We start from the raw sequence: 15,096 nt of genomic DNA on the forward strand, positions 1-15,096 counted from the left end.
GACTCCCTTTTTATTTTAGTTCGACAATCGTAACTCCTGATCCTCCCTCTCCCGCTTCGCCGAACCGGGAGTTTTTCACGCTGCGGTGGTTTTTCAAGAGGTCCTGAACGCCTTTCCTGAGAGCGCCCGTTCCTTTTCCGTGAATGATCGATACCCGCGGATATCCGGCGAGAACCGCATCGTCCAGATATTTTTCAACCCGGTGGAGCGCGTTTTCATAGCGTTCTCCCCTGAGGTCGAGCTCAAGCGATACGTGATAATCCTTGCCTTTGACTTTGGCGATCGATTGCTGCTTTTCGGGTTCTGGCGCCGATTTCAAAAATTCAAGATCCTTTTCTTTCACTTTCATCTTCAGGATGCCGATTTGCACGTTCCATTCGTCAGCACCTGTTTTTTCAAGCAGCGTTCCTTTTTGGCCAAAGGTGAGAACCTTGACCTCGTCGCCCGGATTCAACGTACGCTTGTCCGTTTTTTTCTGAACGGGCTTTTTTGTTTTTTCAAAAGAAGGCACCGCTTCTTCAAGGCGCTTTTTCGCCTCGATCAATTCGTGGTCTTTAAACGTTTTCTGCTCGTCTTTTATCATTCTGAGCGACTGGATAATGTCTTCGGCTTCCTTCATCGCTTCCTTGACCTTTTCGGCAGCTTTCTGCTCCGCTTCCTCATAGAGCCTGTCTTTTTTCTCCTGCCACTCGCTGATCTGTTTTTTCAGATCGCGGTGAAGGGCTTCCGCTTCCGCACGGATCGCTTCGGTTTCAGCCAGCTCCGTTTCCGCGCGCTTTTTGCTGTCTTCAAGCGAGGCAATCATCGTATCGACCTCATTGTGCTCAGCCGTCATTTCGGCTTTCGCGCGGCCGATCAAGCGCTCAGGCAAGCCGAGTCGCTTCGATATTTCAAACGCATTGCTTCGCCCCGGCACCCCGATCAGCAGCTTATACGTTGGAGACAATGTTTCGATGTCAAATTCGACGCTTGCATTAATGACATTTTCACGGTTATAGCCGTACGCTTTCAGCTCCGGGTAGTGGGTCGTCGCAATGACGCGGGCGCCGGTCTGGCACACTTCGTCAAGGATGCTGATCGCAAGCGCCGCTCCTTCCTGCGGATCCGTTCCGGCACCGAGTTCGTCAAACAGTACCAGGCTGTTTGGCGTCATGTCCTTTAAAATGTCGACGATGTTCACCATGTGTGATGAGAACGTACTCAAGCTTTGCTCGATCGACTGTTCGTCCCCGATGTCCGCAAATACTTGATCAAACACCGCGGTTTCCGAGCCTTCCTCAGCCGGAACGTGAAGTCCGGACTGGGCCATTAAGGTCAAAAGGCCGAGCGTTTTCAGCGTAACCGTTTTTCCGCCCGTATTCGGGCCCGTGATCACGATCGTTGTATAATCACCGCCGAGCTCGATATCGTTCGGAACGACCTGATCGGCGGGCAAAAGCGGATGGCGCGCCCGGATGAAGCGGACATAGCCGTCTCTATTGACGGCCGGCTTGACTGCCTTCGTCGCCTTCGCATATTTCGCTTTTGCAAAAATAAAATCGAGGGTTTGCAGGATCTTTACATTGTGTAACAGTTCATCCGTGTGCTCCGCCGTTTTTTCCGTCAGCACGCGCAAAATCCGTTCGACCTCCTGCTTTTCGTTTACTTTCGCCTGGCGGAGCGAATTGTTCATATCGACGATGACCTGGGGCTCGATAAACAGCGTAGCCCCGGAAGATGACTGGTCATGCACAATCCCCCCGTAGCTTGACCTGTATTCCTGTTTAACGGGGATGACGAAACGGTCGTTTCGAATCGTAATGATCGTGTCTGAAAGCATTTTTTGCGCTGAAGAGGACCGGAGCATCGCTTCCAGACGGTCTCTGATTCTTGATTCGAGCGTCCTCAGCTGCGTTCTGATTCCCCTTAGGGTCTCTGATGCATGGTCAAGGACCTCTCCGTGGTCATCGATGCACGAGTTAATGTCTTTCTCCAAGTCTGACAGCGGAATCAGCTGTTCCGCATACTGATGAAGGTGAGGAATCTCAACGCCGTCTTCAAACAAACTTTCGAGAAAATGCTTCATCTGTTTGGCGGCGTATAACAGACCTGATATTTCCGTAAACTCGGCCGGGCTTAAGATGCTGCCGATTTCGGCTCTTCTGACCGCTTTTCTGATGTCCGACAGCCCGCCGAAAGGGGCGCTGCCTTTCAGGCGCAGGACAGTCCCCGCCTCATCGACTTCTTCCAGGAGCTTTTTGACCTCCTCAAATGAGCGGGAAGGCTTCAGGTCAAAGAGCATCTCCTTCCCTAAAGAAGATGCCGCATGCTCTGCAAGCTGCTCTTTTACTTTATGAAATTCGAGTGCTGATAGCGCTTTTTGCTGCAAAATCAATTAAACCTCCTTAAGATCGGCGGCGAGACAAAAACGCGCGGACTTCGTCAAGCGAACGGGCATTCAGTACGTTCGCTTTCGGGGTCCATCCTTTTCTCGCTGCCGTAACGCCCGTTTCCATATCGTCTAGCATCGACGTGTTGTGGGCGTCCGTATTAATGACAAGCGTCACCCCTGCGGCATTCGCTTTGAGCAAATGCTCCATTCTGAGATCGAGCCTCGCGGGGTTGGCGTTCAGCTCCAACGCCGTATTCGTTTCTTTGGCGAGTTCGATCAGCCGGTCGATATCGACTTCATAGCCGGCCCGTCTTCCGATGAGCCTGCCGGTTGGGTGGGCGATAATATCGACGTGCTGATTTTTCAGCGCGTTTTCGAGCCGTTTCATGATGACGTGCTCCGGCTGTGAAAAGCTTGAATGGATGGAAGCGATCACAAGATCCATTTCCGCCAGCAGCTCATCGTCATAATCGAGTGATCCGTCAGGCAGTATATCCATCTCAACGCCTTTGAATATGTGAAAATCGGTAAATTCTTTGTTCAGTTCGTCAATTTCCTTCGCTTGCATGCGCAGCCTTTCCGGCGTTAAGCCGCCTGCGACTTTTAAATATTGCGAATGATCGGTGACCGCCATATATTTGTATCCTTTTGCCATGCAGGCTTCGGCCATTTCCCTGATCGAAAACGCGCCGTCGCTCCATGCCGAGTGCATATGGAGATCCCCTTTGATATCATCTGAGGTAATCAGTCCGATATCGTCTCTGTACTCATCGACTTCTTTGCCGGTCTCCCTCAGCTCAGGCGGAATAAAGGGCAATCCGAAGTGGGCGAAAAACTCTTTTTCGCTTGAGAACGTTTGAATATCTCCCGTTTCAACCGTCTCGACTCCGTACTCGCTGATTCTTTCGCCTCTTTCTTTGGCGAGCTGGCGCATTTTAATATTATGATCTTTTGATCCTGTAAAATGGTGGAGCGTCGTCGGAAACTGCTCTTCGGTCACAAGCCTGAAATCGGCGCTGATTTCGTATTCAAACGCAAATGTCAGCGATACTTTCGTATCACCGCTGGCAATGACCTCTTTAATGTTTGACAGCTTCAGGAGCCCCTCGCGGACCAGGGCCGGATCTGTGACGGCCATGATATAGTCCAGATCTTTCACGGTTTCTTTGGCCCGTCTGAGGCTTCCGGCGCGCGAAAACTTGATCAGTCCCGGGATCCCTTCAAGCTGCCCTTCAATCACCTCGGCAACGGCGAGCGCCGCCGCGATCGGATACCGTTCAGGACGTTTTCCGGCTTCTCCGAGAGCCTGAAGGATTTTTTCCTCCGTTTTTTTGCCGAATCCGGCCAGCCCCTGAACCTTTTGCTGCTCACAGGCCTCTTTTAATGATTCCGCGTCACAGACGCCCAATTCCTGGTAGAGCTTGGCGATTTTTTTGCCGCCGAGACCGGGCAGCTTCAAAAGCGGAACAAGCCCTTCCGGAACCTCCTCTTTTAAACGTTCAAGCGTGCTCGATGCCCCGTGATCCATATATTCCTTAATGACGGCATACGTCCCTTTGCCGATCCCGGAAAGCGACATCATATCATCGATTTCGGAAAGGCTGCGGTCATCTTGTTCAAGCGCCGCGGCGGCTTTTCTGAAAGCGGATATTTTAAACGGGTTGTCCCCTTTTAGCTCCATGTAAATCGCAATCGTTTCAAGCAATCTGATGACATCTTTTTTATGCAATATGTTTCACCTCTTATTTCCCCGTGTTCACCTGATTCCATCATACAAATTTTTGGCTGATCCTACAATCATTCGACAAATTGCAGCCGGAAAAAAAAACTTCTCCGAAAAGAGAAGTTTTTAAGATCCGTACTGAACCGGCAGATTCTTTAACAAGTTTGATAAATACGGGGTTTTATTTACAATCATATCAGCCAATACGGAGTGGGCCATCATGTTTTGCAGAACGTCGATCGGCAGCAGCGATCCGACGAACAGGACGATGAAAATGAACAGGTAAATCTCCGCAAAACCGAGCACAGCTCCGAGAATTTGGTTGATTTGTTTAAGAACCGGGATTTGCGCGACAGCATCCAAAAATGATGCCGCAATTCTCAATAGGATAATCGTCAGGAAAAAGAGAATCAGAAACGCAATCATATTATAGTAGGCATTTTCAATGCTTCCGTTGATAAATGTAAGCGCGGACTGCCCGCCCGTGAAATCCGGCGACGGAATCCAGCTCAGCTTCGGCGCAAGGTCGCGGTAATAGATCCCCGCCACGGCAATCGCTGCGATAAACGTCACCAAACGGATAAACTGGCGGATAAATCCTCTTTTCAGACCGATAAACAAACCGGACAAAAGCAAAACAATAATGATGATATCTAGCATCTTGATGTTCAATCCTTTTCTTTAATTTGTCCTTTCAATCTCTCAAATTCTTCCTTCAGCTTCAAATAATCATGCACAACATTTACCGCCGTCAAAACGGCGAGTTTATTTATGTCAAGATACGGATTTTTTTCATTGATTTCTCTCATTTTATCATCGACAATTGAGGCAACGTGCCTCATATGGCTTTTCGTTTCATCGCCGACAATTGTGAATTGCTGACCGTAGATGTCAACTGTTGTTTTCGTTTTTCGACCATCAGACAACGTTTCTCCTCCATTCCTGCAACGAGAATCCTAGACTCTATCATAACATGTTTAGAGATTGAATGGAAAGACGAGCCCTCCGCTGTTATGATACACTTATAAAAACGTGTGAAAAAGCCTGTTTTACCGGCTAAAAAAGGAGATTAAACCGTGTCACATTCAGTTTTAAAACTTCCCCAGTCTGTTATTGAACGCATGAAAAGCCATTACCGTTCCGACATCACCTCCCTTTCTGTGCAGGGAGCGGTTTTTCAGGCGAAGCCCCAAGGCTGCACCATTACGGCATATAAATCCGGAAAGGTGCTGTTTCAGGGAAAAAACGCCGAAACAGAAGCCGGACGGTGGGCGGCTTCTGCCGAAGCACCAGCAGCAGCAAAATCCGCTGCCAAACCGCGTACCGCTTCTCTTTATCAGCCGCCTGAAGGCATCGGCTCAATGTCTGTCATCGGCTCGGACGAAGTCGGCACCGGAGATTACTTCGGTCCGATGACAGTCGCATGCGTGTACGCGGATAAAACAAAGCTTCCGCTTCTGCAAGAGCTCGGCGTCAAGGATTCCAAACATTTAAAAGATCCGCAAATCGTCGAAATCGCCCGCGACCTCATCAAGACGGTCCCATACAGCCTGCTCGTGTTAAAAAACGAAAAATACAATGAATTGCAGGAAAAAGGCATGAGCCAAGGGAAAATGAAAGCCCTCCTGCACAACCAGGCGATCACAAACCTTCTGAATAAACTTGACGGAACCCGGCCTGAAGCAATTTTAATCGACCAGTTCGCAGAACCGGCCGTTTATTTTAAACACTTGGCCGGCAGAAACGCGATCAAAGAACGTACATATTTCAGCACAAAAGCGGAAGGCATTCACCTGTCCGTCGCCGCCGCTTCGATCATCGCGCGCTATTCATTTTTAATGGAAATGAACAAGCTTTCAAAAGAAGCCGGCATGACGCTTCCGAAAGGAGCGGGACCGCTCGTCGATGAAGCGGCCGCAAAGCTGATCAAGAAACACGGCGAAGCAGCGCTCGGCCATTTCACGAAACGCCACTTTGCGAATACGGAGAAAGCAAAGCGGCTGGCGTCGAAAATCTGAATGTGCCAAACAGCGGGAACTTCTGACTTGCAGGGGTTCCCGGCGGTTTTGGCAGGAAGCACAAATTCCCGGGGTTCCGGGGAGTATTTCTGCTCGCGGCTATATCCTGCATTAATCCCGGCTTTTCACGATGAAACTGACAATATTCTTATCATCGATCCATTTACAGTAAATATTCGAAACGGAATGGGTGTATCGTCTTGGCAAGACATAATGATCTTCATGATCATAAGGATTATTTCTCTGTCATTTTCATTAATTTTTTATGCTAGCTCCCAATAAGAGTAACCATTCTACAAATATTTCTATTCTTCGGTGTCACGGCAGTCACCTTCTATAACAGGTTCTCCTGATTAAGCTTTGCTTTATTATGGTATGTACTTAGTTATATTGGAATCACTGAGATATTCCACATAAATCAAGCCCATTATCATAACCCTTCTTAAAGAGCATTGAAAAACAGGGGCAGCAAAAGGTACGTCCTGAGATCACGGTCCATTGGCATCCCGGCATCATAATCAAGTAAAAAAGCAGACCACCCCGCCTGCTTTTTTTATGTATACTGACTGTCCCCGATTCCCGTTATCGCTTGGAATGAATTTAATATCCGGCCGTAGCCATTCCTAATACAACACCAAATAAACCACAAGCGATAGCTGCGATCATCATAATTGTGCCGTGTTGTACTTTCCCATTACTTCTTACTAGATATCCAAAAATAACTCCTCCTGCACCAAATAAAATCGGAATAAGCAGCAGTGATATACCGGTACATATCCAGCCTAAAATGATAAATGTTTGAGTATTATTGCTTGGGTTTTTCGTCATAGTCCCGATCCTTTCTGAATGGTTATTTTGCACTATTAATGATTTTATACTAAAAAAAAGAAATATGAAATAGTTTTTTCCAGCGATCCAGAGGAAAGCGATTTGGTTAAAATTTATTGAGAGAAAGAATGAGGTACAAAATAAGGTTCATAGAGGAGGAAGGCTTGTCCATCGTTTATGCGAAACAACAATGATATGGCCAGGCAGCGCCTTTCTCGTGCTTCTATTCCCGCAGGAAACACAAAGCGGCGCAACCTTTGCTGAATTTCGATCTTTTTGCTTGAGATTATTACAATTTATCAGAAGATTAGCAAATAAAAGGCCTATAGATCTGTTTGAAAAGCCCTGTCAAACGGCAGATTTTTTGTCGAATTTCAACGAACTTTGTAGTTACATTGAAAGGTTTGTCATAAGAATCCATGTATATTTTCCTCTTTTTGGACAAAAAAGGGATTTCTAGTTAACTAGACGAATCTTTAGTCTGTTAAAAACTAAGGAGGGAATTTTTTAAATGAAAAAACGGTCTTTATTCTTTACTTTATTGCTTTCTGCAAGTTTAATACCCGGGGCGGCGGGAGTCGCGGAAACGGGCGGTCATCATGAGCATGTTCATGAAGCGAAAGGGATTCATAAGGAAGCATTGCCTAAACCTAAGGAAGGTTTTAAAGATTTAACCGGCAAAGTTCACATTGAAAAAACAACGAAAACAAAGGTGTTGGATGAAAAAGGAAACACAACCGGTACGATGACATTTAACAAGAATGTAAACACCGGCACATTTTCGACTCAAGCCAGCACGGGCAAACAAAAGGTAAACGTATTGGCAGTGGCTGATAAGCAATTTCGGACGAAATATAAGGATTGGAAAACAAGAATCGTCCAAATTGTTGAGGAGGCGGACGAAATGTTTAACCGCGACCATGATATTGACTTTGTCGTGGAAGCCTTTGCCCCTTGGAATTCTTCCGGTAAGAACGCCTCTGACATTCTTGACAACCTTGCGGCCAAATTCGAGGGCCAGCCTTATAAATTTGTAGCCGGCTTTACAGCCAACGACAACTTTGAAGCGGGCGGCATCGCTTTTCAATATCCTGTTAAGCCGGACGGTCCCGCCTTCAGCGTCACGCTCGACATGGGAACGGAAAATTCGGCAAAAGCGGCAAGACACGAATTTTCCCATAACTTCGGCGTGGAACATGATCCGCAAGGAAGCGGAATCCGCTGCATTATGAACTATGACTACGCATACACAGTCGATGTCTGGGATGAGGCTCACAACGAGCTCATCGAGAAAAATAAAGTTTGGTATCAATAACAAAACATAACCGGTTCCTGATACATGGGAACCGGTTATGTTTTTAAGTTTTATCCTCTTAACACAGCGTGATACGTTTCCTCCAGGGCTTTCAGCACTTTGTCGTGAACTTTTGTCACTTCTTCTTCTGTCAGCGTTTGTTCCGGATTTAAATATTGGAGGCTGAAAGCGACCGATTTTTTGCCTTCTTCCATGTGCTCGCCTTCGTAGACGTCAAAAACGTGCACTTCCTTCAATAATTTCCCTCCGGCTTTTTTGATGACGTCTTCAAGCTGGCCGCTTGCGATGTCTTTGTTTACGACAAGCGCGATGTCGCGTGTGACGGATGGGTATTTCGGAATGGCCGTATACGTGATGGCCGGAACGTCCAGAGCGAAAAGTGCGTGCAAGTCAAGCTCGAATACGTACGTTTCTTTCAGATCAAGCTCTTTTTCGACTGATGGGTGGAGCTGGCCGATGAAACCGATTAGGCTGCCGTTGTGCAAAATATTGGCCGTCCGTCCCGGATGAAGCTCTTTTCTTTCAGATTGAACGAATTCGATGCCTTCCTGCACTCCGAGCTTTTCTAAAAGGCCTTCGACGATGCCTTTGGCGACGAAGAAGTCAACCGGCTTTTTCTCGCCCTGCCAAAGGTTTTTGTGCCACAGTCCTGTCACGGCTCCGGCGACATGCTCTTTTTCGACCGGTTTTGTCTGTTCTTCGACTTTTAAGAAAACCGAGCCGATTTCGTAAAAGGCTGCTGAATCGGTCTGCCGCGCCAGGTTATAGGCGACAGAGTCGAGCAGGTTCGGAAGCAGGCTGTGCCTTAATACGCTTCTTTCTTCACTCATCGGCAGTGAAAGGATCGTTTTGAACGACTTTTCAAGGGCGAATGCGGTCGCTTTTTTATCGTTTGTCAGCGAGTACGTGATCGCCTGTGAAAGCCCCGCGCCTTCCAAAAAGCGTCTGACCTTTCTCCGCTTTTCCTGATACGGGGTGAGACCGCCGGTAAAGCCTGCCACCTCAGGAAGCGTAGACGGGATATTGTCATAGCCGTACAATCGTGCGACCTCTTCGATCAGGTCCTCTTCGATCGTAATGTCGCCCCTTCTCGTCGGAACGGTTACGGTGAGCTTGCCGTCAGCTTCTTCTACGGAAAAGCCGAGCTTCTTGAAAATATCGGCCATTTCCTCTTTGCTGATGGACATGCCGAGCACTTTCGTCACTTTATCAGCGGACAGGCTGATGACTTTTGGCTCGATATCGAGGTGATTTTCTTCCACAGTGCCCTCCAGCACGGTTCCGCCTGCATAGCGGCTGATCAGGTCTGCGGCCCGTTCTGCGGCGAGGCTCACCCGCGCAGGATCGATTCCTTTTTCGAAGCGGATGCTTGATTCGCTTCGAAGCCCGAGGTCTTTTGAAGCTTTGCGTACGACTTTTCCGCTGAAATATGCCGCTTCAAGCAAAATCGTCTTCGTATCTTCGCGGACTTCAGAATCTGCTCCGCCCATCACGCCTGCTACTGCCTGCGGAATAGAGCCGTTTGTGATGACAAGGTGATCGGCTGACAACGTTCTTTCCTGCTCATCGAGCGTCACAATCGTTTCGTTTTCTTTCGCTTTGCGGATGACGACCTCTTTTGAGCCGAAGCGGTCATAGTCAAAAGCATGCAGAGGCTGGCCGTATTCGAGCAGGACAAAGTTTGTAATATCGACGACATTGTTGTGCGGTCTGATTCCTGCATTCATCAGCTTCGTCTGCATCCAGAGCGGAGACGGACCGATATTGACATCCTTAATGATTTTTGCCGCATACATAGGATTTGCTTCCCGGTCTTCGATTTGAACCGAAATGTAATCTTCCGCTTTTTCAGCACCCGGCTGATATGACGGTTCAGGAAACTTCACATCGCGTCCGAGAATCGCCGCCACCTCGTAGGCGACGCCGAGCATATTCATCGCATCGGCGCGGTTCGGCGTGAGTCCGAGCTCCAGCACCGCATCATCGAGCGCAAGGCTCTTCAGCGCGTCCGTTCCGGTTTCGGCATCGCCCGGGAATACGAAAATGCCTTCCGCGTATTCCTTAGGCACGAGCTTGCCTTGAATGCCGAGCTCCTGAAGCGAGCAGATCATACCGTTTGACTCTTCGCCGCGGAGCTTCGCTCTCTTGATTTTAAAATTGCCCGGCAGTACGGCGCCGACCGTTGCAACGGCTACTTTTTGCCCTTTATCGACGTTCGGGGCGCCGCAAATGATTTGAACTGGCTCATCAGCGCCGATATCGACGAGACACTTGTTTAATTTGTCTGCGTTCGGATGCTGCTCCCGCTCAAGAACATGTCCGATGACAACCCCTTTGATGCCCTCGCCTTTGTATTCAACGCCTTCTACTTCGATCCCGCTTCTTGTAATCTTTTCCGCAAGCATCTCAGGCGTCATTCCGTCTAAATTCACGTACTCTTCCAACCATTTATATGAAACAAACATCACGCGTCCTCCTCTTTAAGCCTGTTTAAATTGAGATAAAAATCTGACATCGTTCGTATAGAAATGACGGATATCGTCAATGCCGTATTTCAGCATCGCGATGCGTTCGACACCCATTCCAAACGCAAAGCCCTGATACTGTTTGGAATCAAATCCCGCCATTTCAAGCACGTTCGGATGGACCATTCCTGCACCGAGAATTTCGATCCAGCCTGTTTGTTTACAAACGGAGCAGCCTTTTCCTCCGCATTTGAAACAGGAAACGTCAACTTCAACAGATGGTTCTGTGAACGGGAAGAAGCTTGGACGCAGTCTGATTTCGCGATCTTCGCCGAACATCTTTTTCGCGACGGTTTCAAGCGTGCCTTTCAAATCGCTCATGCTGATGTTATGATCGACGCAAAGCCCTTCGATCTGCATAAACTGGTGAGAGTGCGTTGCATCGTCGTTGTCACGGCGGTACACTTTTCCCGGGCAGATGATTTTCACCGGGCCTTTTCCTTTATACTTTTCCATCGTACGCGTTTGAACCCCTGATGTTTGTGTTCTCATCAGCGTGTCTTCGGTGATGTAGAAGCTGTCCTGCATATCGCGCGCCGGATGATCCTTCGGAAGGTTCAATGCTTCGAAATTGTAGTAATCCGTTTCCACTTCTGGGCCTTCTTCTACAGAATATCCCATGCTGATAAACAGGTCTTCAATGTCCTCGATCACGATGGTCAGCGGATGCTTTGCGCCCGTTTTGACGGGATTTCCCGGAAGCGTAACATCGATCGTTTGACTTTTGAGCTTTCTTTTGACCTCTTCTTCTTCAAGACGTGCGTTTTTTTCAGCAATCGCGGCGGCAATCGTCTCTCTGACTTCGTTTGCCAATGCGCCCATTTTCGGCCTTTCTTCTGCGGAAAGCTTCCCCATTCCCCTGAGCACTTCTGTAATTGGTCCTTTTTTGCCTAGATACGCGACACGGACATCGTTGACTTCTTTTAATGACTGTGCGGCTTCAACTTTGGCTACCGCTTCTTTTTCAAGCTGTTTCAGCTGTTCCTGCATGTTTAGCAATTCCTCCTTTTATCTGGACAAACCGATGAATGACAAATAAAAAAGCCCCTTTCTTATTGAAAGGGACGAATCGTGGCCCGCGGTACCACCCTTTTTAAACAAAGCAAAACAAGCTTTGTTTCTCGCTTCATTGACATAACGGATTGGCTCCGGTTCGCCTTTACGCATATCATGCGGTCCCGGCGACAACTCAAGAGGTGAAACGTTTTTTTAGCCTGCCATAAAAATGCTTTCAGTCCGGGGCATTTTCTCCCTGAATGGCGGCGCTTAAAAAAACCGTCCTCTGTCACTGTTTTTCAACATATTACATTCATTATAGTGAATTCCATCATCGTGTGCAAGCGGTTATCCGCGCAGATGGTAAAGCAGGACCGCCGCAGCGGCGGCCACATTCAAAGACTCGGCTTTGCCGTAAATGGGAACGTACAGGTTCCTGTCCGTCCGGCCGAGCAGATCGGGATCAACGCCTGCTCCTTCATTTCCGATCAGAAGGGCAAACGACTTCGACGGCGGTGCTTCCTTGAATGGCACGGCATTTTGCAGCGCGGTGCCGTAAACCGGAATCCGTTTTTCTTTAAGCTCTTCGATCAGCCCGGAAAGCTCCGCTTTTACGATCGGGATATGGAAATGCGAGCCTTGGGCTGACCTGAGCGTTTTGGCGTTGTACGGATCAACCGTCCCGTGTCCGACGACAACGGCATCGATTCCTGCGGCATCAGCGGTCCGAATGATCGTTCCCAAATTGCCGGGGTCCTGGACGGCATCTGCCAGAAGCAGCTTTTCGTATTGAATGGGCCCTTGTTCAGGGATGCGGCATACAGCCGCGACTGCCTGCGGCGTTTCCGTTTCCGTTACTTGAGAAAAAGCGTCATCGCTCAGGATATAGCACGGAACAGACGCATCCAGTCCAGACGGGATGTCCGCTTCATCCTTGACCATGATTTCTTTTACAATACCGGGGCTTTTTAGCGCCTCCTCCACAAGATGTTCGCCTTCTATTAAAAATGTATTGGTTTTCATCCGTTCTTTTTTCGTATGAAGTTTTTTCCAATCCTTCACTTTTTGATTTTTGGCTGATTCAATTCGTTTCAAATCGTTTGACTCCTTTGTCTGGCAATAGTCACATTATATCTCATGAATGATACATAATAAACCCGGAAACGAGACAGAATATAGAAAATCAGATAAGGAAATGGAGTGAAAAAAGTGGATTTGAATCTGCGACACGCGGTTATCGCCAATGTAACAGGAAACACTCAGGAGGAGCTTGAACACACGATCGTCGATGCAATCCAAAGCGGAGAAGAAAAAATGCTGCCTGGACTGGGCGTTTTGTTTGAAGTGATTTGGCAGAACGCTTCAGAATCAGACAAAAATGAAATGCTTGAGACGCTGGAGCAAGGATTGAAACCGAAGCAATAAAACCGGAGGCTGCAAAAGCCCCCGGTTTATTTTTTCAGCCTGGAATCGACGGCTCCATTCTCAGCGCAGGATCACGCCAAAGCACCATCCACTTCTTAATGGCCGTCACCATAATCACCAGCCCCAGAATGAGCATGATGATCGACAAAATGCCGTTTAATACGCTGTAGCCGGCGGCTTCGGCATTAAAATACACGTGTCTGATCATCCAATATCCCGCATAATTGACCGTTGCATATAAATAAGCGAGCGGAATGAGGCATGTCAGCATATACCGCCTTTTGTCGGCGATTTTTAAGACAACGGTCGCCCCGATGATCAAGCCGACGGATGCCATCAGCTGATTCGAGACGCCAAAAAGCGCCCAAATGGAACTGATATCGCCCGAATACAAGAGGTAGCCCCACATTAAACAGGCGAGCGCGCTTGCGAAGACCGACCCCGGAAGCCAATCCGTTTTTTTGAGCGGTTTGTACACTTCGCCGAAAAAGTCTTGAATCAAGTAGCGGGCCACCCTCGTTCCGGCGTCGATCGCCGTTAAGATAAAGACCGCTTCAAACATGATGACAAATTGGAAGAAATATGAGGCCAAGTGGCTGAAAAACGGAATATCCGTAAAAATATAAGCCATGCCTACGGCAAGCGTCACGGCTCCGCCCGTCCTTCCCTCCAGATCAAGGCCGATTTCGCGGCTGAGCTCAGGCAAGTGGACGGTGTCCATGCCAAGCGTCCGAAATACTTCAGGGGCGCTGTTGATCGCAAAATAATCGCCCGGCTGCAAGGCCGTCGCCGCAATCAATGCCATAATCCCGACAAGGCACTCGACCAGCATGGCGCCGAAGCCGACGAATTTCATATCGCTCCATTTGTCGAGCATTTTCGGCGTCGTTCCGGAACCGACAAACGCGTGGAATCCGGAAATCGCCCCGCAGGCGATCGTGATCGAAATAAACGGCCAAACCGGGCCTGGCGAGACCGGGCCGCCGCCTTTCGTAAATTCGGTAAACGCCGGAAACGGAATCGCCGGATTCACGACAAAAACGCCCGCAATCAACGCGATAAACACGCCGATCTTCATAAAACTGCTCAAATAATCGCGCGGCGCAAGCAGCAGCCAGACAGGGAGCGCCGCCGCAAAAAACGCATAGACCGGAAGCGCGATCGCGAGCGTTTTCACATCAAGCGTCAGCGCTTCGCCGAGCGGCGTATTCGCGACAGACGGACCGATGAACACACCGGCCATGAGCAAAATGAACCCGCCGGTTGATGCGAGCTTTAAGTTGCCCGTTTTTTTATAAAATAAACCGACTCCCATCGCAATCGGAATCGTAATGGCCACGGCAAACGTCCCCCACGGATTGCGTTCAAGCGCATGGAGCACCACCATCGAAAGCCCTGCCATTGTGATCGTAATAATAAACAGCATTGCAAGCCCGGTGCAAAATCCGGCAACCGGTCCGAGCTCTTCTTTGGCGACTTCAGAAAGCGATTTTCCATTCCTCCGCATCGACGCAAATAAAACGACGATGTCATGAACGGCTCCCCCGATAACCGCTCCGATCAACAGCCATAATAAGCCCGGCAAATAGCCGAACTGCGCAGCCAAAATCGGTCCGACAAGCGGCCCCGCAGCCGCGATGGCCGCAAAATGATGGCCGAACGACACCCATTTATTTGTCGGCACGTAATCTTTGCCGTCTTTTTGAAGATGGGCAGGAGTCGGTTTGTCGTCATTCACCTTCAGCACTTTCGCCATCATAAATGTTCCGTACAAACGGTAGGCGATCGCCAATATGCAGATAGAAGCGATCACAATCGTAATTGCATTCATCCCAATCCCTCCCCCTTTGTTTCCCTTTTAACATAGCCTATCTTTTATGTAAGCGCAATCATCA

The 15,096-nt window shown here is 48.7% G+C and carries 12 protein-coding genes; 3 read left to right on the top strand and 9 right to left on the bottom strand.

From position 1 onward, the window contains the following. Positions 1-10: 10 nt before the first annotated feature. From V7126_RS05010 to zapA, 4 genes are all read right to left on the bottom strand, one after another. Positions 11-2,368 (bottom strand): endonuclease MutS2, encoded by a 2,358-nt coding sequence (locus tag V7126_RS05010; RefSeq protein ID WP_175075744.1) that lies wholly within the window; start codon positions 2,366-2,368, stop codon positions 11-13. A 16-nt stretch (positions 2,369-2,384) separates the two neighbouring features. Then, entirely contained in the window at positions 2,385-4,100 is a 1,716-nt protein-coding gene (gene polX, locus V7126_RS05015; RefSeq protein ID WP_175075731.1) for a DNA polymerase/3'-5' exonuclease PolX, read from the bottom strand. Between the two features lie 120 nt (positions 4,101-4,220). Beyond that, positions 4,221-4,754, bottom strand: coding sequence for a CvpA family protein (locus tag V7126_RS05020; RefSeq protein WP_046131929.1), 534 nt, complete (start codon positions 4,752-4,754; stop codon positions 4,221-4,223). 8 nt (positions 4,755-4,762) lie between these two features. After that, positions 4,763-5,020 (bottom strand): cell division protein ZapA, encoded by a 258-nt coding sequence (gene zapA, locus V7126_RS05025; RefSeq protein ID WP_006637920.1) that lies wholly within the window; start codon positions 5,018-5,020, stop codon positions 4,763-4,765. Positions 5,021-5,170: 150 nt separating this feature from the next. Here zapA and rnhC point away from each other — a divergent pair, with 150 nt between their 5' ends. Continuing rightward, positions 5,171-6,112, top strand: a complete 942-nt coding sequence (gene rnhC / locus V7126_RS05030; protein WP_175075732.1) for a ribonuclease HIII — start codon at positions 5,171-5,173, stop codon at positions 6,110-6,112. A 600-nt stretch (positions 6,113-6,712) separates the two neighbouring features. Here the strand turns inward: rnhC and V7126_RS05035 are convergent. Then, positions 6,713-6,940 carry a hypothetical protein gene (locus tag V7126_RS05035; RefSeq protein WP_053071197.1) on the bottom strand — a complete coding sequence of 76 codons (228 nt, stop codon included), beginning with the start codon at positions 6,938-6,940 and terminating at the stop codon, positions 6,713-6,715. A 511-nt stretch (positions 6,941-7,451) separates the two neighbouring features. On the opposite strand from V7126_RS05035, the gene V7126_RS05040 reads away from it, so the two are divergent. After that, the gene (locus V7126_RS05040) at positions 7,452-8,255 is read left to right on the top strand and encodes a zinc-dependent metalloprotease (RefSeq protein ID WP_175075733.1); all 804 of its coding nucleotides are present in this window, start codon (positions 7,452-7,454) and stop codon (positions 8,253-8,255) included. A 50-nt stretch (positions 8,256-8,305) separates the two neighbouring features. Here the strand turns inward: V7126_RS05040 and pheT are convergent, their stop codons facing one another. The 3 genes from pheT to V7126_RS05055 form a co-directional block, all read right to left on the bottom strand. After that, positions 8,306-10,720 carry a phenylalanine--tRNA ligase subunit beta gene (pheT, locus tag V7126_RS05045; protein WP_175075734.1) on the bottom strand — a complete coding sequence of 805 codons (2,415 nt, stop codon included), beginning with the start codon at positions 10,718-10,720 and terminating at the stop codon, positions 8,306-8,308. Positions 10,721-10,735: 15 nt separating this feature from the next. Next, positions 10,736-11,770 carry a phenylalanine--tRNA ligase subunit alpha gene (pheS, locus tag V7126_RS05050; protein ID WP_046131925.1) on the bottom strand — a complete coding sequence of 345 codons (1,035 nt, stop codon included), beginning with the start codon at positions 11,768-11,770 and terminating at the stop codon, positions 10,736-10,738. Between the two features lie 354 nt (positions 11,771-12,124). Beyond that, a complete protein-coding gene (locus V7126_RS05055; RefSeq protein WP_046131923.1) occupies positions 12,125-12,871 on the bottom strand; it encodes a TrmH family RNA methyltransferase in 747 nt (248 codons plus the stop codon). A gap of 114 nt (positions 12,872-12,985) precedes the next feature. On the opposite strand from V7126_RS05055, the gene sspI reads away from it, so the two are divergent. Next, on the top strand, positions 12,986-13,201 hold the full coding sequence (gene sspI / locus V7126_RS05060; RefSeq protein ID WP_046131922.1) for a small acid-soluble spore protein SspI: 216 nt from the start codon (positions 12,986-12,988) through the stop codon (positions 13,199-13,201). Positions 13,202-13,235: 34 nt separating this feature from the next. On the opposite strand, the gene cstA is transcribed toward sspI, so the two are convergent. After that, the gene (gene cstA, locus V7126_RS05065; protein ID WP_175075735.1) at positions 13,236-15,032 is read right to left on the bottom strand and encodes a carbon starvation protein CstA; all 1,797 of its coding nucleotides are present in this window, start codon (positions 15,030-15,032) and stop codon (positions 13,236-13,238) included. Between the last annotated feature and the right edge of the window lie 64 nt (positions 15,033-15,096).

The sequence above is a fragment of the Bacillus sp. JJ675 genome (assembly GCF_036963165.1).
Classification (GTDB): Bacteria; Bacillota; Bacilli; order Bacillales; family Bacillaceae; genus Bacillus; species Bacillus glycinifermentans.

Excerpts from the sequence above, each read along its gene's own strand:
- pheT (WP_175075734.1), bottom strand. The coding sequence starts at position 10,720 with ATGTTTGTTTCATATAAATGGTTGGAAGAGTACGTGAATTTAGACGGA.
- cstA (WP_175075735.1), bottom strand. The coding sequence starts at position 15,032 with ATGAATGCAATTACGATTGTGATCGCTTCTATCTGCATATTGGCGATC.
- V7126_RS05035 (WP_053071197.1), bottom strand. The coding sequence starts at position 6,940 with ATGACGAAAAACCCAAGCAATAATACTCAAACATTTATCATTTTAGGC.
- V7126_RS05020 (WP_046131929.1), bottom strand. The coding sequence starts at position 4,754 with ATGCTAGATATCATCATTATTGTTTTGCTTTTGTCCGGTTTGTTTATC.
- pheS (WP_046131925.1), bottom strand. The coding sequence starts at position 11,770 with ATGCAGGAACAGCTGAAACAGCTTGAAAAAGAAGCGGTAGCCAAAGTT.
- V7126_RS05040 (WP_175075733.1), top strand. The coding sequence starts at position 7,452 with ATGAAAAAACGGTCTTTATTCTTTACTTTATTGCTTTCTGCAAGTTTA.